This is a genomic window from Rosettibacter sp. KY25, from assembly GCF_057554405.1.
Window position 1 is genome coordinate 46,488 of the sequence record NZ_BAAJAO010000009.1, and the last position, 24,782, is coordinate 71,269.

General features: G+C 30.8%; 22 protein-coding genes. 11 read left to right on the plus strand and 11 right to left on the minus strand.

What is annotated here, in order from left to right; all coding sequences use genetic code 11:
• The first annotated feature begins 9 nt into the window (after positions 1-9).
• The 4 genes from AC27L2_RS07105 to AC27L2_RS07120 are packed head-to-tail and all read left to right on the plus strand — an operon-like array spanning position 10 to position 8,603.
• Complete coding sequence (locus tag AC27L2_RS07105; protein ID WP_487211024.1) at positions 10-2,508, plus strand: carboxylesterase family protein; 2,499 nt, start codon at positions 10-12, stop codon at positions 2,506-2,508.
• Positions 2,509-2,515: 7 nt separating this feature from the next.
• A complete protein-coding gene (locus AC27L2_RS07110) occupies positions 2,516-5,458 on the plus strand; it encodes a GH92 family glycosyl hydrolase (RefSeq protein ID WP_487211025.1) in 2,943 nt (980 codons plus the stop codon).
• A 17-nt stretch (positions 5,459-5,475) separates the two neighbouring features.
• A complete protein-coding gene (locus AC27L2_RS07115; RefSeq protein ID WP_487211026.1) occupies positions 5,476-6,657 on the plus strand; it encodes an ROK family protein in 1,182 nt (393 codons plus the stop codon).
• Positions 6,658-6,707: 50 nt separating this feature from the next.
• Positions 6,708-8,603, plus strand: a complete 1,896-nt coding sequence (locus AC27L2_RS07120) for a sodium:solute symporter family protein (RefSeq protein ID WP_487211027.1) — start codon at positions 6,708-6,710, stop codon at positions 8,601-8,603.
• A 77-nt stretch (positions 8,604-8,680) separates the two neighbouring features.
• Here AC27L2_RS07120 and AC27L2_RS07125 read toward each other — a convergent pair whose 3' ends face one another.
• Genes AC27L2_RS07125 through AC27L2_RS07175 form a run of 11 tightly spaced genes read right to left on the minus strand, consistent with a single transcriptional unit; the run spans position 8,681 to position 18,966 of the window.
• The gene (locus tag AC27L2_RS07125) at positions 8,681-10,195 is read right to left on the minus strand and encodes an NADH-quinone oxidoreductase subunit N (protein WP_487211028.1); all 1,515 of its coding nucleotides are present in this window, start codon (positions 10,193-10,195) and stop codon (positions 8,681-8,683) included.
• A 31-nt stretch (positions 10,196-10,226) separates the two neighbouring features.
• A complete protein-coding gene (locus AC27L2_RS07130) occupies positions 10,227-11,804 on the minus strand; it encodes a complex I subunit 4 family protein (protein WP_487211029.1) in 1,578 nt (525 codons plus the stop codon).
• Between the two features lie 54 nt (positions 11,805-11,858).
• Positions 11,859-13,943 carry an NADH-quinone oxidoreductase subunit L gene (nuoL, locus tag AC27L2_RS07135; protein ID WP_487211030.1) on the minus strand — a complete coding sequence of 695 codons (2,085 nt, stop codon included), beginning with the start codon at positions 13,941-13,943 and terminating at the stop codon, positions 11,859-11,861.
• A gap of 4 nt (positions 13,944-13,947) precedes the next feature.
• Positions 13,948-14,262, minus strand: a complete 315-nt coding sequence (nuoK, locus tag AC27L2_RS07140) for an NADH-quinone oxidoreductase subunit NuoK (RefSeq protein ID WP_487211031.1) — start codon at positions 14,260-14,262, stop codon at positions 13,948-13,950.
• 17 nt (positions 14,263-14,279) lie between these two features.
• The gene (locus tag AC27L2_RS07145; protein WP_487211032.1) at positions 14,280-14,786 is read right to left on the minus strand and encodes an NADH-quinone oxidoreductase subunit J family protein; all 507 of its coding nucleotides are present in this window, start codon (positions 14,784-14,786) and stop codon (positions 14,280-14,282) included.
• 13 nt (positions 14,787-14,799) lie between these two features.
• Positions 14,800-15,333 (minus strand): NuoI/complex I 23 kDa subunit family protein, encoded by a 534-nt coding sequence (locus AC27L2_RS07150; RefSeq protein WP_487211034.1) that lies wholly within the window; start codon positions 15,331-15,333, stop codon positions 14,800-14,802.
• A 2-nt stretch (positions 15,334-15,335) separates the two neighbouring features.
• Positions 15,336-16,403, minus strand: a complete 1,068-nt coding sequence (gene nuoH, locus AC27L2_RS07155) for an NADH-quinone oxidoreductase subunit NuoH (protein ID WP_487211035.1) — start codon at positions 16,401-16,403, stop codon at positions 15,336-15,338.
• Positions 16,403-17,518, minus strand: coding sequence for an NADH-quinone oxidoreductase subunit D (locus AC27L2_RS07160; RefSeq protein ID WP_487211036.1), 1,116 nt, complete (start codon positions 17,516-17,518; stop codon positions 16,403-16,405). Before AC27L2_RS07160 ends, nuoH begins: the two co-directional genes overlap by 1 nt.
• Before the next feature lie 12 nt (positions 17,519-17,530).
• Entirely contained in the window at positions 17,531-18,061 is a 531-nt protein-coding gene (locus AC27L2_RS07165) for an NADH-quinone oxidoreductase subunit C (RefSeq protein WP_487211037.1), read from the minus strand.
• Positions 18,058-18,549 (minus strand): NADH-quinone oxidoreductase subunit B, encoded by a 492-nt coding sequence (locus AC27L2_RS07170; protein ID WP_487211038.1) that lies wholly within the window; start codon positions 18,547-18,549, stop codon positions 18,058-18,060. The genes AC27L2_RS07165 and AC27L2_RS07170 overlap by 4 nt, the downstream gene beginning before the upstream one ends.
• Positions 18,550-18,552: 3 nt before the next feature.
• Entirely contained in the window at positions 18,553-18,966 is a 414-nt protein-coding gene (locus AC27L2_RS07175) for an NADH-quinone oxidoreductase subunit A (RefSeq protein ID WP_487211039.1), read from the minus strand.
• 201 nt (positions 18,967-19,167) lie between these two features.
• On the opposite strand from AC27L2_RS07175, the gene AC27L2_RS07180 reads away from it, so the two are divergent.
• The 7 genes from AC27L2_RS07180 to htpG all read left to right on the plus strand — a co-directional run bounded on the left by AC27L2_RS07180 (position 19,168) and on the right by htpG (position 24,775).
• Entirely contained in the window at positions 19,168-19,995 is an 828-nt protein-coding gene (locus AC27L2_RS07180) for an SPOR domain-containing protein (RefSeq protein ID WP_487211040.1), read from the plus strand.
• Complete coding sequence (gene msrB, locus AC27L2_RS07185; protein ID WP_487211042.1) at positions 19,992-20,372, plus strand: peptide-methionine (R)-S-oxide reductase MsrB; 381 nt, start codon at positions 19,992-19,994, stop codon at positions 20,370-20,372. Before AC27L2_RS07180 ends, msrB begins: the two co-directional genes overlap by 4 nt.
• 117 nt (positions 20,373-20,489) lie before the next feature.
• The gene (locus AC27L2_RS07190) at positions 20,490-21,560 is read left to right on the plus strand and encodes a hypothetical protein (protein ID WP_487211043.1); all 1,071 of its coding nucleotides are present in this window, start codon (positions 20,490-20,492) and stop codon (positions 21,558-21,560) included.
• 13 nt (positions 21,561-21,573) lie between these two features.
• Positions 21,574-22,092, plus strand: coding sequence for an FMN-binding protein (locus AC27L2_RS07195; RefSeq protein ID WP_487211044.1), 519 nt, complete (start codon positions 21,574-21,576; stop codon positions 22,090-22,092).
• On the plus strand, positions 22,089-22,565 hold the full coding sequence (locus tag AC27L2_RS07200) for a hypothetical protein (protein ID WP_487211045.1): 477 nt from the start codon (positions 22,089-22,091) through the stop codon (positions 22,563-22,565). Before AC27L2_RS07195 ends, AC27L2_RS07200 begins: the two co-directional genes overlap by 4 nt.
• 54 nt (positions 22,566-22,619) lie before the next feature.
• Positions 22,620-22,790, plus strand: coding sequence for a twin-arginine translocase TatA/TatE family subunit (gene tatA, locus AC27L2_RS07205; protein WP_487211046.1), 171 nt, complete (start codon positions 22,620-22,622; stop codon positions 22,788-22,790).
• Between the two features lie 74 nt (positions 22,791-22,864).
• On the plus strand, positions 22,865-24,775 hold the full coding sequence (gene htpG, locus AC27L2_RS07210) for a molecular chaperone HtpG (RefSeq protein ID WP_487211047.1): 1,911 nt from the start codon (positions 22,865-22,867) through the stop codon (positions 24,773-24,775).
• Positions 24,776-24,782 lie beyond the last annotated feature (7 nt).

The following is a 24,782-nucleotide window of genomic DNA, read 5'->3' on the forward strand; positions in this document are numbered from 1 at the left end:
GTAATTGTTATGAAAACAAAATTTAACATCTTAGTAATTTTCTTAATTGTGTGCTTTATTAGTTCTCTTTCAAATGCATCAGATACTTTAGTAATCAAAAAAGGATTAATGATTAAAATTCCATTTTCAAGAAGCAATGTGATTTCGCCAACTCCAATTGCATCTCAAATTGAATTAGGTAAATGGAAAACTCCACATAAAGGTGATGAACTAAAAGTAAATGATAAAGAATCATATCAATGGGAGGAAATTGTTGCAGATAATTCTGGCTGGTTCAAAAATGAATCTCTTAGAAATGCATATGTATTCGTAGAATATTATTCGAATAAAGAACAAATTATTCTTCTCGAAGCAATGGGGAATGAAAATGTTTATGTTAATGGTGTTATCCGTTCAGGTAATCCTTATCGTTTCAAAGATACTTATGAAGATTGGGAACCAAGATTTGATTATTCTTTAATTCCTATCCAGTTAAATAAAGGAAAGAATGAATTTTTATTTGAATGCAACAGAGGTGCATTAAAAGCTAAATTACATTTTAATAATCCAGAATTGATTTTTAATGTATATGATTTAACTCTTCCTGATATAATGGTTAATGAACCAGTTAATCTTTATGGTGCTATTCCAATAATTAATGCATCAGAAAAGATTTATAAAAATTTGTTGATAAAAGTCAGTTCACAAAATTCAAATCCTGTTTATTCTTCTGTTGAAGTGATTAATCCACTATCAATTTATAAAGCACCTTTCGAAATTGTATTGCCTGCACAAAATCAAAAAGGTGAACTCGAATTAAATCTTGAGTTGATTGAAAAAATCAAAAATGAAGAAAAAGTTCTAACAAAAACTATAGCAAAAATAAAAGTTTTATCTCCCGAAGAAACTCATAAAGAAACATTTATAAGTAAACTTGATGGAAGTGTTCAATACTATGCAGTTAATCCTCCTGAAAATTTAAAATCAAAACCAGCTCTATTTTTAAGTTTGCACGGTGCAGGTGTAGAAGCAATTAATCAAGCGCATTCGTATGGACATAAAAATTGGGGTTACATTGTTGCACCTACAAATCGAAGACCTTATGGATTCAACTGGGAAAATTGGGGAAGAATTGATGCACTCGAGGTATTAGATATTGCAAAGAAAAAATTTAATATTGATGAAAATAGAGTATATCTAACTGGCCACTCAATGGGAGGACACGGCACTTGGCATCTTGGCATTAATTATCCTGATAAATTTGCTGCCATTGGTCCAAGTGCAGGCTGGATAAGCATCTGGTCTTATAGAATCAAAAGTTTAATTGATACTACTAAAGTTAAAGAAATGTTGTTAAGGTCAGCACGTCAAAGCGATACATACAAATTTGCAGAGAATCTAAACCAAAATGGAATTTATATTATTCATGGAGATGCTGATGATAATGTTCCTATTTCGCAAGCACAATCTATGGTTGATGTGCTATCTAAATTCCATAAAGATTTTGAATTTCACATAGAAAAAGGAGCTGGGCATTGGTGGGATAATTCAGATGAAAGCGGTGCTGATTGTGTTGACTGGCTTCCAATGTTTGATTTCTTTTCGCGTCATTCTATTCCATCTAAAGAAAGAATTAAATCTATTAATTATGTTACATCAAATTTAGCAATATCAAATAAGAATAACTGGGTTGAAATTATTAATCAAAAAGTTCAACAGACAGAAAGCAGGATTAATATCAAACTTGAACATGGCAAAAGAAAATTTATTGGAACAACAACCAATATAGAAATTTTAGGCGTGGATGTTTCAATGCTCCAAGATGATAAACCATTTTCTGTTGAACTTGATAATCAATTTATTGGCAATATTAAAGTGCCATCATCAAAAAAAATTTATTTGAAAAATCAAAACAATGAATGGAAACTTTGTGATGAACCATCAAGAAAAAATAAAAATCCAGAAAGATACGGAAATATTAGAGAAGTATTAAATAATGATGTGGTTTTTGTTTATGGAACGCATGGCACTAAAGATGAAAATAAATGGGCATATGAAAAAGCAAGATATGATGCCGAAAAACTTTGGTATCAAGGAAATGCTTCTATTGAATTAATTAAAGATGATGATTTCAATCCAGAAGCATATAAAAATAGAAATGTTGTTTTATTTGGAAATGCAAAAACAAACTCTGCGTGGAAACTTTTATTGGATGATAGCCCAATCCAAGTTATAAACGGAAAACTTAAAATTGGCGATAAAGAATACAAAGGGAAAAATTTTGCTTGTTTAATTATTCGTCCAAGAAAAGATAGTGACATTGCAAGTGTTGCTGCTGTTTCTGGAACAGGAATTACAGGAATGAGAATTTCAAACTTTGCTGCATATCATCACCCATATATTAATTTGCCAGATGTTGTAATTTATGATGAGAATATTGTAAAATCTGATGATGATGGAATTAAATTCATAGGCTATTTTGGAAATGACTGGAAATTGGAAAGCGGTGAATTCATCAATAAATTTTAGGAATATTATGAACAGAATAAAATTAATCTTAGCATTTCTATTAGCATTAACCTTAGCAATATTTGCACAGAAAAAATTAACAGACTATGTCAATCCATTTATTGGAACGGGAGGACATGGGCACACATTCCCTGGTGCATCAATGCCTTTTGGTATGGTTCAATTAAGTCCTGATACTGATACAGAAGGCTGGGATTGGTGTTCTGGTTATCATTATTCTGATAATTCAATTATGGGTTTTAGTCACACTCATCTTAGTGGGACAGGCTGCGGTGATTATGGTGATATTTTAATTATGCCTATTACTGGTGAACTGAAAACAGAACCAGGAACAAAAGAAAATCCAGATTCAGGTTACCGCTCAAGATTTAATCATAGTAAAGAATATGCAAAGCCCGGCTATTATTCAGTTTTTTTGGAAGATTATAAAATTAAAGCAGAACTAACAGCTTCTTATCGTGCTGGTTTTCATAAATATACTTTCCCTCAATCAAAAAAATCTTACATATTAATTGACTTAGAACATGGTATTCAAGATAAAGTGATTGATTCGAAAATAGAAATAATTAATAACTCTGCAATTCAAGGTTATAGAAGGTCTAATGGATGGGCAAAAGACCACACTGTTTATTTTTATGCTGAGTTTTCAAAACCATTTAATTCATATGGAATTGTAAATAATAAGAATGTGATAAAAGATGAAAAAGTGATTAATGGAAAAAATCTAAAAGCTTTTTTTGAATATGAAACAAAATCAAACGAAGTAATTTTGATTAAAGTTGGTATATCACATACAAGTCTTGAAGGAGCAAAGAAAAATTTATTAACTGAAATACCTCACTGGAGTTTTGAAGCTATCAGAAAAAATGCAGAAGAAGAATGGAATAAACAGCTGTCATTAATCTTAGTTGATGATAAAAACATTACTAAGAAAAAAATTTTTTATACAGCATTGTATCATTCATTTTTGAGTCCAAATATTTTTTCAGATGTTGATGGCAAATACATTGGGATGGATGGTAAAATTCATACTGCAGAAGGTTTTGATATGTATACAGTATTTTCTTTGTGGGATACATTCCGTGCTCTGCATCCTTTGTTAACAATTATTGATTCTAAGAGAGATGAAGATATGATAAAATCACTCATCGCAAAATTTGATGAAAGTGGTTTGCTGCCTGTTTGGGAACTGGCTTCGAATGAAACTGGAACTATGATTGGTTATCATTCTGTTCCTGTTATTGTTGATGCATACATGAAAGGAATTAGAAACTTCGATGTTAAAAAAGCATACGAAGCAATGAAAAAAAGTTCAATGCAAAATACAAACGGATTGGATTATTACAGAGATATGGGCTACATTCCTTCAGATGCTGAACACGAAAGTGTTTCAAAAACACTTGAATATGCTTATGATGATTGGTGTATTGCTCAAATGGCAAAAGTTTTAGGTTATAATGAAGATTATAAATATTTCAGTGAAAGAGCAAAATATTATTTGAATCTTTTTGACCCTTCCACAAGTTTTTTTAGACCTAAAAAAAATGGTAAATGGATTGAACCATTTGATCCCTACATTGTCAGCCGAGATTTTACTGAAGCAAATGCATGGCAGTATAACTTTTTTGTGCCACATGATATAAATGGTTTAATAAAAATTATGGGAGGATATGATAAATATGAAAAAAAATTAGATGAACTTTTTAATGCCGAAAATAAATTATATGGTAAATATCAGCCTGATATTTCAGGATTAATTGGTCAATATGCTCATGGAAATGAACCAAGTCATCATATAGCTTACCTTTACAATTTTGCCGGCAAGCCCTGGAAAACTCAGAAAATTGTTCATAAGATTTTAAATTCATTTTATACTGATAAACCTGATGGATTAATAGGAAATGAAGACTGCGGGCAAATGTCTGCATGGTATATTTTAAGTTCACTTGGATTTTATCCAGTTTGTCCAGGAGATAATAATTACATTATTGGGACTCCTAATTTTAAATCTGTTTCAATCAAAGTAGGTGATAAAAAGTATTTTAAGGTGACAACAAAAAATTTAACCGATGAAAATTACTATATTCGTAAAGTCTATTTGAATAATAGTGAATACTTTTTTTCTTTTATCAAACATTCAGATATTGTTAGTGGAGGGGAAATAATATTTGAAATGGATTCTAAACCATCAAATTGGGCTACGAACATAAACTACTGTCCGATTACTTCAGTTGATAATGATTATGTTGTTATTCCTTATTTATCAAGTGGAGATAAGATTTTTAGGGATTCAACTATTGTGAATTTATCAACAATTGATAACAGCGAAATTTATTACACATTGGATAATACAAATCCAGAATTAAATGGAATAAAATTTAATAAACCAATAACAATAAAAAGTTCATCGACTTTAAAGTTTGTTAGCTATAGAAATAATAAATTTAGTAAAACTGTAACAAGTTCATTTTATAAAATTCCTGACAAGTGGCAAATTAAATACAATACAGAATTTAGTCATTCATATACTGGAGGCGGGCAATGGGGATTAATTGATGGAATAAGAGGTAACGAAAATTTTAATTCTGATGCATGGCAGGGTTATGAAGGTGTTGATTTAGATGTTGTAATTGATTTAGGAGAAATCACAGATGTTAGTTATATCAGTTCTTCATACTTACAAAAAGCAGGTTCTTGGATATTTTTTCCTTCAAAAGTAGAATACTATATTTCAAATGAAGGAAGTAAGTTTTCTAAAATTTATGAATTAAACATCGAGAATGATAAACAAAACATCCCCGACGGAATTAAAAATGTAGAAACAAGTTTTGATAAAGTGAAAACAAGATTTATTCGTATTTATGCAAAAAATATTGGTGTTTGTCCTTCGTGGCATATTGGTGCTGGCAAAAAAGCTTGGCTTTTTATTGATGAAATAATTTTAAAATAAATTTAATGAAGGTAAAAATGAAAAGCAGAAAATTACTTTCACTTCATGCAAGAGTTGTTAAAGATATTAATGAACAACTTGTTCTAAAATTAATCCAAGAGCACGATATTATTGCGAGTTCTGATTTGACCAAAATTACAGGGATGAGACCCTCAACAATTTTTAATATTCTTAATAGCTTATCAGCAAAGTCATTTGTAACATTTTATGGTAAAGGAGATTCTACTGTCAAGGGCGGAAAAAAACCTTATCTGTGGACATTAAATAAAGATGCAGCATATGTAATTGGACTTGACATAGAAGTAGGAGAAATGTCCCTCGTTGTTCTAAATTTTAAAGGAGAAGTTGTATCTAAGAAAACAATTAGGCAGAATACAGGAAATACAGTTGATGAATTAGCAAATAATATTATTGATGCTGTAAATAAAATAATTCAGGAAAATAATCTTGAACAACAAAAAATATTGGGTTTGGGTATTGCTTTTGCAGGTATAGTTGATTGTTATAATGGTGTAGTGATGATGTCGAGTATACTTCCAGAATTAAATTTCAATTTACTGGAAAAGTTAAAACAATTTCCTTTTCCGGTTCAAATTGAAAACAATGCTAATGCAGTTGCAATTGGATATAAGTTAAAAAGCAACAAACAAGCTAAAAGAAATTATCTTGTAGTTTTAATTGAGATTGACCAGAATGTAAGTGGACTTGGAATTGGAATTGTTATCAATGGTGAATTATATAGAGGTTCTTCTTTTTGTGCCGGCGAACTTTATCCTCATTTGCCTACATTGAGAGAGTTTCTCACAACTTATAAAAGCAGATTTGTAGAAGGAGAATATTTAAAGAATTACGTTACTTCAATTGATGATATAAATGTTGAATTCCTTGTTCAAGCTGCAAAACAAGGTGATAAAATTGCCAATCTTATTTTTTCAAAAATTGGAAGTATCATTGGCCAAACAATAGCCCCTGCCGTGGCTTTGCTTAACCCCGATTCTTTAATTCTAACAGGTGTGATTTCAGAATTAGAAGATATAATAATAGAAGCTGTTCGAAAAGAAATTGAAATGAGAGTAATCCCAATTACAAATGATGCACTCGAAATTGTGGTTGATAATTATCATCAATATTCAGTAGCAGTTGGTGCAGCTGCATTGATTTTAGAAAATTTCTTTAAAGTGGGTGTAGTTAAGCAATAGAAGTTATTTTTTACAATCTAATACTTCTTTAACTTCTTTAGAGGTCACTAATGACACATCTTAATTCCTACGATTTTGCAATTATTGTTTTTTATTTCATTGTAGTTTTTTTAATTGCATTTTATTATTCCAGAAAAGCTGGGCATTCAACTTCCAATTTCTTTTTATCAGGAAGAAATTTACCATGGTATATTGCAGGCACTGCTATGGTAGCTACAACATTTGCTGCCGATACACCATTAGCTGTTACAGAACTTGTAGCTAAAAATGGAATTTCTGGAAACTGGCTTTGGTGGAATATGGCTATAGGAAGTATGTTAACAGTTTTTTTCTTTGCAAGATTATGGCGTCGTGCTGGCATTATGACTGATTTGGAATTTATTGAATTGAGATATTCTGGTAAAGCAGCTTCCTTCTTAAGAGGATTTAGAGCAATTTATTTAGGTTTATTTATGAATGCCATTGTTCTTGGATGGGTTAACAAAGCAATGGAAAAAATATTTAGTGTGGTATTTCCAGATTATAATGCTTTTGCTTTGGTTATAATTTGTGCTTTCATAATTGCTATTTATACTTCAGCTTCCGGTTTACTTGGCACTTCAAGAACAGACAGCTTTCAATTTGTTTTTGCAATGATAGGTTGTATTATTCTTGCTATTATTGTTGTAAACTTGCCAGAAGTAAATGGACTAAAAGGATTAACAAAAAATCTTTCATCTCAAACATTGTCGTTCTTACCAAGAATTGAAAACTTAACTGTTAATCAAATTCAAACAAATGTTCTTTCAATTTCATTATGGTCGTTCTTAGCGTATATTGGTTTGCAATGGTGGTCGAGCTGGTATCCTGGTGCAGACCCGGGAGGCGGGGGATATATTGCACAGAGAATGATGTCTGCAAAAAATGAAAAACATAGCCTTCTTGCAACTTTATGGTTTACAATTGCACATTATGCAATCAGACCATGGCCCTGGATTTTAGTGGCACTTGCAGCTTTAATAATTTTGCCTCGCTCTCAAAGTTTGGAATCATTAAAAAAAGAAAATCCTGTTTTATTTAATAAATGTGTAGAAGTTTATAATAATAAACAATTACTTCATTCCAATGATAATATTATTCGTTCAAATGAATTCAAAGAATTTTATGATAAATATGAAAATACAATAGACCCCGGCATTATGTATCCAAAGTTAATGGTCAGATATCTGCCAAATGGTTTGCTTGGACTTTTAATTGCTGTTTTCCTCGCAGCTTATATGTCAACTGTAGCTTCTCAATTAAATTGGGGTACTTCTTATATAATTAATGATTTTTATCGACGCTTTATAATTAAAAATGAAGATGAAAAACATTATGTCATTGTCTCGAGAATTGGAATAATTTTAATGACAATATTTTCTTTAGTACTTACAAAATATTTTTTAACTACAATATCAGGAGCTTGGATTTTTATTTTAAATACAAGCGCAGGTTTAGGCGGGGTACTTATTTTACGTTGGTATTGGTGGAGAATTAATGCTTGGTCAGAAATTTCTGCTATGATTGCTCCTGTAATAATTTATCCAATCGCTGTTTATTTATTTCATCTTGAATCTCCATTAACACTTTATCCAATTGTATTAGGAACTACATTGGTATGGATTTTTACTACATTTCTTACAAAACCTATTGATGAAAAAAAACTAATTGAATTTAATAAAAAGATTCAAGCTGGAGGTTTTGGTTGGAAGAAGTTTTCAAAAACTAATTCACATAAAATTTTTATTTATCTGTTTATTAATTGGTTTTTAGGAATAGTTTTAGTTTACTCCTTTTTGTTTGGATTAGGTGAATTAATTTTTTCTGAGTATGTAAAAGGAATAATACTGTTAATGTTAAGTGTGATTTCCCTTTTTGTGATTTTAGCTAACTTAAAGAAAATCGGTTTTGAAAAAATTATTCAATGATTTTGTTATTAAGAAAAGTCATGGTTAGTCAGCTTGTTTTTACAGAACAGAATTTCAATAGTTATACTTTGATAAGTTTATAAACCCATAATTATCAAACATGATTTTGCAAGATTGATAACCGGTGAAAAGTAAACTCCAAACAATAACACAGCCAATGCTAATATTGATACCAAAACTTTATTTCCTAATGATGGAATTATAACTGGTGTAGTTTCATCAGCTTTTACTAAATACATGTGTTTTAATACTCGGATATAATAATAAAGTGAAACTACTGTATTAAGAAGTGCGATTACTGCTACTGCAATCATTTTTGCATCAACAAGTGCAATGAAAAGATATAGCTTTCCAATAAATCCAGCTGTAGGTGGAATTCCTGTTAATGAAACAAGAAAAATAGCAAGTGAAACTGCAAGCAGGGGAGATGTATATCCAAGTCCATTATAATCATCAATTTCTTCAGAACCAATTTGGTTTGCTATCAGCATTACTACATAAAAAGCACCAAGATTCATTATTAAATAAAAAACAAAATAAATTAAAATTGCCATCAATCCTTGATTTGAAAAAACAACCAATCCAAGCAAAATGTATCCTGCATGAGCAATGCTTGAATATGCAAGCATTCTTTTTAAATTATTTTGCCAGAGCGCAGAAAAATTTCCAAGTGTCATTGTTAGAATAGAAATTACAACCAATACAGATTTCCAGTCAAATACATCAATTAAATTCCAGAATCCATCTGAATTGACGAATGTTACAAATGTTGTTTTAATAAATCGAATTAATAATGCAAATCCTGCTGCTTTGCTTGCAATTGAAAGATATGCAGTGATTGTTATTGGAGCACCTTCATAAACATCAGGTGTCCAAAAATGGAAAGGTGCAGAAGAAATTTTATAACCAATTCCTGCAAATATTAAAATTACTGCAAATGATAATGTAAATAAATTTATGTTGGGTGCCTGAATTAAAGAATTAATTATATAAAGATTTGTGCTACCTGTCATTCCATAAATTAAAGAAATTCCAAAAAGCATTAATCCAGAAGAGACTGCACCATAGATTAAATATTTTAATGCGGCTTCGCTGTTGCGGTCTCTTAGTTTGATAAAACCTGCAAGCACATAAGAAGAAAGAGAAAGTAATTCCATTGATAAGTAAATTAAAATTAAATCTGCAGCAGAAATCATAAAGAACATGCCGATCATCATTCCATATATCAATGCATAGTATTCACCAATTCTATCCTGTGTATTTTTTATTTCTGATGAAGAGAATGAAAACAGCACTACAAGAAGTGATGATATCACAACTATAACTTTAAAGAATGAACCAAATGAATCAACAGCAATCATTCCATAATTTCTTAAAGCATTTACAGATTGATTAAATGCAAATCCATTATCATAAAACTGGAAGATTAAAAAAAGTCCAGTTATAAAAATTCCAGCTCCAGCAATGTATGGAATTATGGATTTATTTCTGTGAAAAATTAAATCTGATAAAATGAGTATTACAAGAAAAACAGTAAGAACTATTTCAGGTAAAATTAAATTTAGTGACTGAATTAAATTTGTCTGTTCCATCAAGACTTACAATCCATTATTTGATTAATGATTATTGACCATTAAAAAGAAAACTTACAAGTGTATTGACAGAAGTATTCATAATATTCAACATTGCAGATGGATAAACCCCAAGGAAAATTATAATAGCAGAAAGAGGAGCAAACATAGCATATTCTCTAAATTCAAGGTCTTTTAACGAAGACCATTTTTCGTTTAATGGTCCAAAGAAAATTCTTTGCAAAGTCCAAAGCATATAACCTGCACCTAAGAGGATTCCAAGAGTTGAAATCATAGTAATTATTCTAATATTAGTAACACCAAATGCGCCAACAAAAACGAGAGCCTCAGATATGAATCCGCTTAGACTTGGTAATCCAATTGCAGCAAAGAATGCTACTGTAACAAATCCAGTATATACTGGCATTTGAGCAGCCAATCCACCAAAATCATTTAATCCTCTTGTATGTGCTCTGTCATAAATTACACCTACAATCAAGAAGAGCATTGCAGTAATTGTTCCGTGATTGAACATCTGGAAAATTGCGCCTGTAATTCCAGTTGATGATAAAGAAGCCATACCAAGCAAAACATAACCCATGTGAGAAACAGAAGAGTAAGCAATTAATTTTTTGAAATCTTTTTGAGCTAATGCAACAAGGGCGCCGTAGATTATATTTATCATTCCAAATAATGCAATCCACCACATTAATTGTCTGGTAATTTCAGGGAAGATTGGATAACTAATTCTGAGAATTCCATAAGTTCCCATTTTTAACAATACACCAGCAAGAATTACAGAAATTGGAGTTGGTGCTTCAACATGTGCATCAGGCAACCATGTGTGGAATGGAAACATAGGTATTTTGATTGCAAAGCCAACAAATAATGCCAAGTAAGCAATAAATCTTAAATTGTGGGGATTCAGTGGTGAAAGAATTCCATCCTGCAAATAATTACTTGGATTCATTAATTGGAGCAAGTTAAATGTAAAAACTTTTGTGCCATCAGCTAGAGTTTCAGTTGCACTGAAATATAAGCCAATCATTACAAGAAGAATGAAAACACTGCCAAACAAAGTATAAATGAAGAACTTTATAGCTGCATATTCTTTTCTTGGACCGCCCCAAATTCCAATCAAGAAATACATTGGCAGAAGCATTAATTCCCAGAAAATATAGAACAAGAAGAAATCCAGAGCAACAAACACACCCATCATTCCTGTATCGAGTAAAAGAAATAAAGCGAAATAACCTTTAACTGACTTTTCAATATTCCATGAAGATATTGTTGCTATGAAAGAAATTATTGCAGTTAATAAAACCATCGGCATGCTTAATCCATCAATGCCAAGGAAGTAATCAATTTTTACTTTGCCTAACCATGAAATCCCTGAAATTTCAATCCATCTAAATTTTTCAATGAATTGAAAAGATTTTTCTTCATAAACTCCAGCAGCTGAGTAGTTATAATTTGCTAAAAGAATAATTGCAAGAATAACCTGAATAGCTGTGATGATTAAAGTCGTATATTTAATAATCTTTTGCTGTTCTTTTGGAAGTATTAAAACAATTATCATCCCCAAAATTGGGAGAAATGTGATTAATGAAAGTATCGGGAAACCACTCATATATTCAACCTATTTTTAATTTTTGACAAAGAATTTATGAATCAACAATTATTCTCAAAATGGCTTAAAGATTAATAAAAGAATTATTACAGAAAATACAACGAATACAACATAAGTTTGCACTTTGCCTGTTTGTAATTTTTTAAGAGAAAATCCAACAAATCCGCTGAAGAATGCTGTAAAGTTTACCAAACCGTCAACAACATAGTTATCGAATAAACCGCTTAAATTAGAAAATGATTTTGTAAGCCATGCAGAACCATTTACAATTCCATCGATGATATTGTTATCAAACCATGCTAAAACTTTGCTGAAGTTTAGAGTTTGTCCAACTGCAGTTGCATCATATAATTCATCTATGTACCATTTATTAAGAGAAAAATTGTAAACTGGTTTTATCTTTTCTGTTAGCTTATCAACATTTACTTTTTTCCATTGATAAAACATGAATGCAAAAAGAATTCCTAAACCTGCAAGAGTAATTGATAACATCATAGCAGGGTAGTGAGCCCAGTGTAATGTTTCAGTATATAATTCTGAATGAATTATTTCTTCGTGAATGTTAGTGCTATGAGATTCTGATTTCATAAAATCAAATCTTGTAGAAACTGGGGTCACCTGTTGAGGAGTCTTAACCCAATTTTTCAAAAACCACCCTTCATCCGGAGAGAATGGATTTGGAGTATAGAAAATGAATATTGAAAGTGTTGCGAGTACAATTAAAGGTGCAGTCATTACTAATGGAGATTCGTGAGCATGTTCAAATTTATGATGGTCTCTTGGTTCGCCGTGAAATGTTAAAATAAGAAGTCTAAACATGTAGAATGCAGTTAAAGCAGCTACAGTAAATCCAAATGCTGGAATAAGCCAGTGCCCCGTAAGTTTACCAAAAACAAGTGTTCCAGCAAGAATTCCATCTTTACTAAGGAATCCAGATGTTAAAGGAATTCCAGAGATTGCTAAAGTAGAAATTAAAAATGTAATGTAAGTGATGGGCATTTTCTTTCTTAATCCGCCCATGTTTCGTATATCTTGCTCATGATGCATCGAATGAATTACTGAACCCGAGCCAAGAAATAAGCATGCTTTGAAAAATGCATGTGTAACAAGATGGAAGAAAGCAAAAACATAAGCGCCAACACCTAATGACATAATCATGTATCCAAGTTGAGATACAGTTGAATAAGCAAGTACTTTTTTAATATCATTTTGAGTTATTGCAATTGTAGCTGCAACAAAGGAAGTAACTGCTCCTACAATAGCTATAACGAGCATTGCATCTGCAGTAAGCATCACAAAAATTCTTGTTACAAGATAAACTCCAGCTGCAACCATTGTAGCTGCATGAATCAATGCACTAACTGGAGTAGGACCTTCCATTGCATCGGGCAACCAGACATGTAATGGAAATTGAGCAGATTTACCAACTGCACCCATAAAAACTAATATTCCTGCAGCAGTAAGCCATGCTTCACTTCCAAAAGGTAGATTTCCAATTGAGATTTGATGAAATATTGTATCGAATGTGAAAGTTTTATAATTCGTAAATAAAATCAGTATTCCAATGAACATTCCAACATCGCCAACGCGGTTTACAATAAAAGCTTTCTTTGAAGCATCTGCAGCTGATTTTTTTTCGAACCAGAATCCAATTAATAAATAAGATGATAATCCAACTAATTCCCAGAAAATATACATCATTAATAAATTGTGAGTAAGGACAATTCCGAGCATCGAAAAAGTAAATAATCCGAGATATGCAAAATATCGTGTATATCTCTTATCACCTCTCATGTATTCAATTGAATAAAGATGAACGAGAGCACTGATAAGATTAACAACAAAAAGCATTATGGCAGTAATGTTATCAATCTTAATTCCTAATTCAATGTTTACAGTTCCAGTGTTTGGGGCATTACTTAAAATGAACCATGTTAAAGAAGAAACAATATCTTTATCGAAATAAGTTAATTTTGCAAAGAGTATGAAAATAGAAATAATAAGAGCTGTAAAAAGAATACCAACTTCAAAAAGATAGAGTTTGGGAAATCTTTTTCCGAAGAAAATTAATGTTGCAAAACCAAAAACAGGTAGAAAAAGAGTAATGATTGAAAGTGTAACAAGTAAATTTTCTGTCATAAGGCTATTCTTTTAGTTTGTCAATTTCATCAACATTTACATTTGAGAATGTTTTATAAATATTAAGTACTATTGCCAGTGCAATTGCTGCTTCAGCGGCAGCAAGAATAATTACAAATAATGCTATGATTTGTCCGCTGAAACCAAAGTTTCCATATCTTGCAAAAGCAACAAAATTGATATTTGCTGAATTGAGAATTAATTCAATTCCCATCAAAACCATTACTGCATTTTTACGGGTATTTATTCCGTAAATTCCTAATGAGAATAAAATTGCACTAATTATTAAAAAATGAGTTAAGCCTACATTAAGTGTCATAATTCTGAAATTTATTGTTAATCAATTTTTTCTTCTTCTCTTCTTGCAATTGATGCAGCACCGATTAAAGCAACAAGCAGAAGTACTGCAAGCAATTCGAAAATTAAAATGTAATCAGTAATTAAAAGATTGCCAAGATTTTTAATTGTTGTAATTGGAATTTCGCCAGGTTGGGTTTTCCAGTTTGTCCAAATCATAACAGCCCATAAAACACCAAGCAATAATCCAACTCCAATAGCTGCAGGCAATAGGTGAACTGTTCCAGTTCTTATATCAACACTTGTAATTTTATTTGTAAGCATAACACCAAACAAAAGCAGGATAAGAATTCCGCCCACATAAATCATGATTTGAACAATAGCAAGAAAATCAGCACCCAATAGAACATAAATTCCAGAAATTCCAAATAAAGTAAGCAATAAGCTATAAGCTGAATAAACAATATTTTTTGTTGTTACAACTATAACAGCTGATATTATAGTTATTAAAGCAAATAAATAAAATATTACATCAAAATAAGTCATAGCAAATTCAAATTTATTCTTGAGTTTTAGATGCTGCTGCTTTTTGAGCTTCTTTTTCAGCTAAGAATTTTTCATAATTAGCTTTTTTTTCTGCTGCTTCTTCTTCTGTTAGATTAGAAAAATTATATATTAAATCTCTTCTGTCGTATTCAGAAAATTCATAAACATTTGTCATGTAAATACAATTTGTAGGGCAGGGGAATACACACAATTGGCAGTAACAGCACTTTGCAAAATCAATTGTAAATTTTGTTACCCATAAAGCTTTTTTCTTACCATTTGATGTAACACCAAGGTCTTCACCTGGAAGAGCTTTTACAGTTTCAATTTCAATGCAGCTTACTGGACATGCACGAGAACACTGGTCGCATCCAATGCAATCATCAATATTTACATATAATCTATTTCTTACTCTTTCTGGCAAAGGAATTTTAACATCAGGATATTGAATTGTTACTGCAGGCGTAAATAAATGTTTGAATGTAATTTTCATTCCAACAAGAACGGTATAGATTGCCTGCCATGTATTTTTTAAATATTCTTTCATAATTATAATAATGAAATTATTCCAACAAAAATTAAATTAGCAACTGCATAAGGAATTAAATATTTCCAGCAAACTGTCATCAGCTGGTCAACTCTTAAACGTGGCAATGTCCATCTCAACCACATTTGAACAAATACAAGAATTAAACCTTTTAATAAAAACCAAAAAATTTGTTCAAATGGGATTAGCCATTTTATGTTAAATAAATTTCCAAGATATCCAAAAGGAGATTGGTAGCCGCCGAAGAATAAAATTGAAACTACAGCTGAAACAGCAAGCATATTTGCATATTCAGCAAGCATGAACATGCCCCACTTCATTCCAGAATATTCAGTAAAATATCCTGCAACAAGTTCAGATTCTGCTTCTGGGATGTCGAATGGTGTTCTATTAACTTCAGCTAATGTGCTTATAAACATGATTAATGCAGCAACAATCATAAATGGAATTAATAAAAATTTTGTTAAGCCAAATTCAGGTCCGCCAAAAATATTCCAGTTCCAGAAATAAGCTGTTTGCATTTCGCTAATTTTTGTTAAGCTGAAGGTTCCAGTATACATTACCATTGTTAAAACAACAAGTGCAGTTGGAATTTCGTAACTTACAATTTGAGCGGCGGAGCGCATAGCGCCAAGCAATGAATATTTATTGTTCGAAGCCCAGCCTGCCATTAAAATTCCTGCTACAACTAAAGATGAAATTGCAACAATATAGAATAGTCCAACTTCAATTTCGCTGCCAATTAATGCACTCGAGAAGGGAATAGCTGCGTAAGCGGCAAATGAACCTGTGAATACCAGAACAGGAGCAATGTTAAATAATTTTTTATCTGCTTCTGCTGCTATCGTATCTTCTTTCTGAATCATTTTAATCATATCAGCAATTGTTTGAAGCCAGCCGTGCCATCCAGTTCTCATTGGACCTAATCTATCCTGCATATGCGCAGAAACTTTTCTTTCAAGCCAGATAGCAAAGAGAGCATAAATTAAAATAATTGTTAATGGAATTAATGCAACAACAATTGTTGAAATAATAACATCGCCGGTTAAGTTATATAGTAATTGAAACATTATCTATCTACCTCTCCTAATACTATATCAATACTGCCTAAGATTGCAATAACATCTGCAACGAGATGACCTTTGCAGAGTTCGCCTAAGACTTCAAGATTGACAAAAGAAGGAGCTCGAACTTTTACTCTAAATGGATTTGGACTTCCATCACTAATAATGAAATATCCTAATTCACCTCTTGGATTTTCAACTCTAAAATAAACTGTTCCCTTTGGTGGTTTAATTCTTTTTGGAATTGCTGCTTGAACATCGCCATCGGGAATTTGGTCAATTGCTTGTTCTATAATTCTTAAACTTTGTTCCATTTCTTGAACACGAACATAATATCTATCCCAGCAGTCACCCACAGTTCCCATTAATCCTTTTCCAACAGGAATATCAAAATCAAATCTGTCATAAATTGAATAAGGTTCATTTTTTCTTAAATCAAAAGCCAAGCCGCTTCCTCTCAAAACTGGTCCAGTTACACCATAATTAATTGCTGTTTCTAAAGGAAGTATTCCAATATTAGCAGTTCTTTCAATAAATATTTTATTATAAGATAAAAGATTATTTAGTTCGTCAATTGTTGGTCTGAAAGATTTAATAAATTCTTTTGTCAATCGAACAAAATCTGGGTGAATGTCATGAGATAATCCGCCAACCCACATGTAATTGTAAAGAAGCCGAGCGCCACATGTCATTTCAAAAAGGCTTAAAATTTTTTCTCTATCTCTGAAGCAATACAAAAATGGTGTGAAAGCGCCAATATCCAGTCCATAAGTTCCAATTGCAACAAGATGCGAAGCAATTCTCTGAAGCTCACCCATTATCACACGAATGTATTCAACTCTTTCTGGCACTTGAATACCAAGCAATTTTTCTACAGCTAAAACATAACCAAAATTATTGTACATTGATGCCAGATAATCCATTCGATCGGTATAAGGAATTACTTGAGGATAAGTCATTGCTTCTGCATGTTTTTCAAAGCATCTATGTAAATAGCCGATGTGTGGTTTGACATTTTTAATTAATTCACCTTCAAGCTCAAGTTCAAGCCTCAACACTCCATGAGTTGATGGATGTTGAGGTCCCATATTTAAAATCATTGTTTCGGTTTTTAGTGCCATAGTAAATTCAATTTAATAAGGAACTTTCATCCCCTGATAAAATTCAGGATTTTTATAATCTTTTCTTAATGGATAACCAGCTTCCCAGTCATAAGGCATAAGAATTCTTCTTAAATCGGGATGATTTAAGAAGATGATTCCAAACATATCATAAGCTTCGCGCTCATGCCAATCTGCACATTTCCAGACTGATTCAACAGATTCTACTTGAGGATTTTCTCTTGGTGTTGAAACTTTTAATGTAACTTTATGCTTAAGAGGGATTGAATATAAATGATAATAAACACTTAATGTTCCGCCTTTAATAGTTATACTTCCATCTTCTTCTTTGATTTTTTCACCATTTGCATCATCAACACCGGATAAGACCATCAAGCTGTCAAATTTCAATTCTTCATTATCGCGAAGGAACAAGCAAACTTTTTTTATTTCAAAAGGATTAACAGAAATTATTGGTTCAGTAGGAAGGTCTTTCTCAATTGAAATAATTGCTTCACCAAATTCTTTTTTTAATATCTCAAAAATTTCTTCAGCGGTTTTCATACAGATTTTTTCATTAATGATTCGTTTTTAATTTTTTCCTGCAATTTTAATAATCCTTCTAATAAAGCTTCGGGTCGTGGCGGGCAACCAGGTACATAAACATCAACAGGAATAACTCTGTCCACACCTTTTAAGACATGATAGCCATGTTCCCAGTATGGTCCTCCGCAATTAGCGCAGCTTCCCATTGAAATAATATATTTTGGTTCAGGCATTTGTTCGTATAATCTTTTAATACGAAGAGCCATTTTAAGTGTAACTGTGCCGGAAATAATTATAGCATCTGCCTGTCTCGGTGTATTTCGAGGAATAACACCAAATCTATCAAAGTCATAATGTGAAGCTGAAGTTGCCATCATTTCAATTGCACAGCATGCAAGTCCAAATCCAAGCTGCCAAATTGAAGAAAGCCGAGCCCAATTAAATAAATCTTCTACTTTAGTGATTACTATATTCCCATCAGAGAATTCTTTATCGAGTAAGCCCATAAATTAAACTTGATTTTTGTTATTTAAAAGATCTTCAAGGATAGGGGGTTTTGGCTGTGGTCTTGCCCATTCCAAATCTCCTTTTCTCCATTCATAAGCCATTCCCAAAATTAAAAGAAGCAAAAAGATTATTCCTGCAAGAAAACCGTAGATTCCATAATCTTTATAAATTAAAGCCCATGGAAAAAGAAGAACAACTTCAACATCAAAGATTAAAAAAATCAATGCGACTACATAAAATCGAATATTAAACTTAACCCAAGGTGAGCCTTCTGGGTTTTCGCCGCATTCATAAATTTTTAATTTTTCATGCGTCGGTCTGTTAGGCCTTATGATTTTTGCTACAAATAGTGTAATTATTACAAATATTGCAGCAAATAATATGAATATCAGAATTTTACCGAATTCAGTAAGCATTAATTTTCAAAAAATTTGTGCGCAAATTAATACATCAATGTATGATTGTCAAGAAATCTGAATTTGTGAACAATTAAATAAAAAATTTTATCGAAAAATAATTGTAATGTATTTATTAACTCTTCCATAACTTTTATAAAATGAATTTTATTTTTATCCGAAATAATTTATCTTATAATTGATTATTGAATTAAATATTTTATGAAAAAATTTTTTTGTGCTGGTCTATTAATTTTAGTATCGACTTTTAATTTATCAATCGATGCTCAAATAATTCTAAGAAAGTGGGATAAAGTTATTAGTCTTGATGATAAAGAAATCTATTTAGATACTTCAAGCATCAAGCAGGATAAAAATATTATCTCCGCACTTATGATTACTTATTACAATCAACCAAAATTTATAAAAGAGATTAATAAAGAAATAGTTTATATAAAAACACAAACTTTACTTGATACGATTTCAAGAAAAGTTAATATTGTTGGAAATTTGTATTACGATAAAAATTTAAAAATTGTTGGCGATGCATTTAAGCCTTTGCAGATAGTAAGTGAAAATAATGTTCATATAATTGATACAAGCAAAACTTATTCAACTCTATTTGAAAGGTGTATTGATTTTTTAAAAAGACAAAAGAAAGAAAATAAACAGGGGAAAGAATATTTCCCTTCTGCCATAAAAAATGAAATTATAGAATCAAAAAATCTGGATAGCAGTATTGTAAAGACTTTTAAGCCAACATCGGAATTAAACCAAAATGAAGAGGATTATGATTTTAATACAGAGCAATTAGTTTATAAAACAATTTTTACTGATGGCAAAAAATTTTGTATCCAAGTTTCATCCTGGAAAGAAAATCAAAAAGCAGAAAGAGAAGTTAATAAATTAAAAAATATGGGATATCAAGCATTTATGGTTAAGGTAAATATTCCTCAAAGAGGAATCTGGTATCGTGTAAGAGTTGGATATTTTTCATCTTTGGAAGAAGCAGAAGAATTTTATAACAAAATTAAAGCAATGATAAAATGAAATCAGAAAATGAATGGAAAGAAAAATTAACTCCTGAGCAATATCATATTTTAAGGGAAAAAGGAACTGAAAGACCTTTTTCAGGTAAATACTGGAATTTTTTTGAAGAGGGGATTTATAGATGTGCAGGTTGTGGAGAAGAATTATTTGATTCAGAAACAAAATTTCACTCATTCTGCGGTTGGCCAAGTTTTTATGATGTAATAGATAAAGAAAAAATTATCATTCAAGATGATTACAGCTTTGGGATGCACCGTCTTGAGGTTTTATGTAAAAATTGTGGAGGACACTTAGGTCATGTATTTGATGATGGACCTAAACCCACTGGATTAAGGTATTGTATCAATTCTGCCGCATTAAACTTTCAGAAAAAATAAGTCCTATCTAAAGAATTAAAAAAATTAAAAAATCTGATTCACTTGTTGACAAATTATAATAAATAATTTAGATTTGGTCTAAATAAATATTATTTTCTTTAACAAAATGAGGTTAATATGAAAAATACATTAACAGTTATTAATTCATTATTATTTATTTTAATTTCAAGTGTTCTTTATTCCCAAACTGATAATTATAAATTTGAAAGTTCAATACATGCGTATGGTGAACTTCATTTTAATCAGGAAAAGGCTGCTAATAAGCCAATCAAACAAATCCTTGATTTTCATCGTTTTGTAACTTTTATTGGTTTTACTTGGGATGATAACTGGTCTTTCCATTCCGAAGTTGAATTAGAACATAATTATGTTGAGGAAGATGCAGGTGAATTAGAAATAGAACAGGCTTACATAAATTATCATTATAGTGATTGGTTGGGATTTCAATTTGGAGTTATTCTTCCTTCAGTTGGTTTGATTAATGAAATTCATGAACCGCCTACATTTTTTGGAGTAGAAAGACCTGATTACAACACAAGAATTATTCCAACAACATGGTTTGGCAACGGGATGGCTGTTTACGGAAGAATAAATTCTTTTGATTATAAATTGACAATTATGGAAGGATTAAACAGTGATAAATTTAGTGAATCAAATGCAATAAGAGACGGCAGAAGGAAAGGTTTTAAATCAGATGCAAAAAATCCACTTTATAATCTCAGGGTAGATTATCTTGGTTTTATGAATTTGAAGATTGGTGGATCATTTACTTATAATAAAGCTTATGGAGATACTTCTTCAAATAAAATTTATTTGTATGAATTGCATGCAAGATATCAATCTAATACCATTGATGCTGCATTTGAATATGGAGTTATAAATTATGAAAAATATAATTTGCAGCGCTCGGAAGGTTATTATGTCGATTTAGGTTACAATATTTCTGAATTACTTAATTGGCAAACAAAAGTAATTCCCTTTGTTCGTTTTTCTGATTACAACACAGCAGCAAAAACTAGAACAGGTGGTGATTCCGAAAAAAGAAATCATTTCACTTATTGGATGGCAGGCATCTCTATCAAACCACTTGATAACATTGTGTTTAAGTTCGATTATGGAATTAGAACTCGTGAATTGGGAAACGAAAAAGTAAAATTATTAAATATCGGTATGGGATATATGTTTTAATTAAGGTGCTGTTATGAAAATTTTTCTCTCAATACTTTTTCTTTTGTTAAATCTTGGTATAAAAGAAGATTGTGAAAAATTATTAATAAATATTTTTGGAAATAATGTAAAAACAGAATTTCTTAAATATGATATTGCTCCAGAACTTAAAAATAAAATTGAACAAGAATGCCGTCAAAGATTCATAAGAAATTATGTTTATATATGGAAAATTTATGATAATAATAAACACATAGCTACTGCTTTTCTTGATGATGTTTATGGGAAATCTCTTCCAATTACTTTTCTGGTAATTTTTGATTTGAATGGGAAAATACTTGATACAGAAATAATTAAATATCGAGAATCTTATGGTAATGCTGTTCAGGAAAAAAATTGGTTAAATCAATTCAAAGGGAAAGATGCATCTTCAAAATTTAAAACTGGAGATGACATCAGCTCGATTAGTGGAGCTACAATTTCTGCAAATTCTGTTTCAACAGGAATTAAAAAATTATCAAAGCTTTATTCATATATTAAAGATGAATTATGAATTTTAATCAAAATAAATCGCTTAAAATATTTTTTATTGTTTATCTGCTTGTAATTACAATTGGTGTTTCAACAGGATTAACTTTTTTGAAACATACAACTTCATTAACTCCAAAAGGGGCAGTTGCAAGATTTAATGGAGATGAAATAAAATCTGAAGATATTATTGAAAATTATCCAAAACCTATCTCCGAAATGTTATTAACTACACACAATCATGTGCTTGGGTTATCTTTTATTTTCCTTTCAGTTGGACTAATATTTTATTTCTATTCAAGAATAAAAGAAAGATGGAAATTATTTCTTATGATTGAGCCGCTAATTTCAATAGTTGTTACATTTGGTTCAATTTGGTTAATGAGATTTGTCAATAAAAACTTTGTTTATCTTGCAGCTGCTTCTTCTTTTTTAATGTATTTATGTTTTTATATAATGGTTTCTATCGCACTTTTTGAATTATTCAGGAAGAGATAAATTTTGGATTAGTAAATTAATTTTATATTTTTCTTATGAAAATTTGAGGATGAAATGGGTAATCTTGGAGCAACAGAAATAATTCTTATAATTTTTGTTCTTGTATTATTATTTGGTGCAAAGAAAATTCCTGAACTTATGAAAGGCTTGGGAGAAGGAATAAAATCCTTCAAAAAAGCTTTAAGCGGCGAAGATGAATCTTCTAAAGATAACAAATCAAAATAAACTTCATTAATTGCTGCAATAAATAAACCTCTTTATTTTTGCGGTGCTGAAATGTGTAATTATCCGGAGGATTTATGAGTGAAACCGCAACCGCAAAGAAATATGAATTTAAAGCTGAAGTAAAAAAACTTTTAGATATTCTTGTTCATTCACTTTATACGAGCAGAGAAATATTTTTAAGAGAATTAATTTCGAATGCATCGGATGCTCTTGATAAACTCCGTTTTGAATCGAATCGTGGAACTCCAATTGTTGATAAAGACCTTCCACTCGAAATAAAAATTATAAATGACGAAAAGAACAAAAAATTAATTGTAACTGATACCGGCATTGGAATGAGTCGTGATGAACTCATTTCAAATATTGGAACAATTGCAAAATCAGGAACGGAAGAATTTTTGAAAATCCTCTCTGAAGCTAAGGCTGAAGCAACAAATCTTATCGGAAAATTTGGAATTGGATTTTATTCTGTTTTTATGGTAGCAAAAGAAGTTGTAATAAAAACAAAATCATATCGTCCTGATGATGAACCCGTGCAATGGAAATCTGATGGTTTAGGTGAATATGAAATTTCCACATTGGAAGAAAAAATTCCTCGTGGAACAAGTGTTGAAATTTTTTTGAAAGATGATGCATTAGAATTTGCGGAAAAGTGGCGACTTGAATCAATCATTAAAAAACATTCTAACTTTATTTCATATCCAATTTTTATTGGCAATGAAAGAATCAACACAATAAGTGCAATCTGGCGCGAGCCAAAAAGTTCAATTAAAAAAGAACAATATGATGAGTTCTATAAATTTTTAACTTATGATTCAGAAGAGCCTGCAGATGTAATACATAAATCTATCGATGCACCAATTCAATTTAATGCTTTGTTATTCATTCCAAAGAAAAGCAGTGAATATTTCTGGATTGACAGAGAAAATTATGGATTGGATTTATATGTCCGAAGAGTTTTAATTCAACATAAAAATAAAGATTTACTTCCAGAATATTTGAGCTTTGTAAAAGGTGTAGTTGATTCAGAAGACTTGCCTCTGAACATTTCAAGAGAAACACTTCAGGAAAATGTAATTTTCAATAAAATTGCTTCGAGTGTTACAACAACAGTTTTGAGTTATCTGCTTGAGAAAGCGAAGAACGATAGAGAAGGTTATAATAAATTCTGGAAAGAACATGGTAAAGTCTTCAAACTTGGTTATACAGATTTCAGCAATAAAGATAAATACATAGAACTTTTGAGATTTAATTCCTCAAAGTGCAAAGATGAAGATGAATTAATTTCACTTGAAGATTATGTTAATAGAAAATTGGAAAATCAAAAAGAAATTTATTACGCAAGCGGTGTAAATAGAAATGCTATTGATTCTGACCCTCACATGGAAATTTTTAAAAACAAAAATCTTGAAGTTCTTTATTTGTACGACCCTGTTGATGAATTGATTTTAACTTCTTTGGGAAAATATAAAGATTATGATTTTAAATCTGTTGAAACAGTTGATACAAAAAAATTAGAAGAATTCAAATCTGTAACAGAAACTAAAAAAGAGATAGAAGAATTAAGCAGTGACGATAAAAAACACTTCAGCAGTCTGCTTGCAAAAATGAAAAAGATACTTGGAGATAAAATTGAAGATGTTGTTGAATCAAAAAGATTAGTTGATAGTGCAGCATGTCTTGTATTGAAGGATAATGAATTAACAAACACAATGCAAAAAATATTGAGAATTACGAACAAAAATTTAGCACCACAGAAAAAGATTTTAGAAGTTAATCCTGATAATGTTCTCATAAGAAATCTGATTAAAATATTCAAAGCTGATTCAAATGATGAATTTATTAAAACTGCTACTGAACAGATTTACGATTTAGCTCAATTAAATGAAAGCGATATAGAAGATATTCATTCATTTATTAAGAGAAGCAGCAAAATTCTGGAAGACTCGAGTAGCTGGTATATCAAAATAAAAAATTATCAATGATGAAATA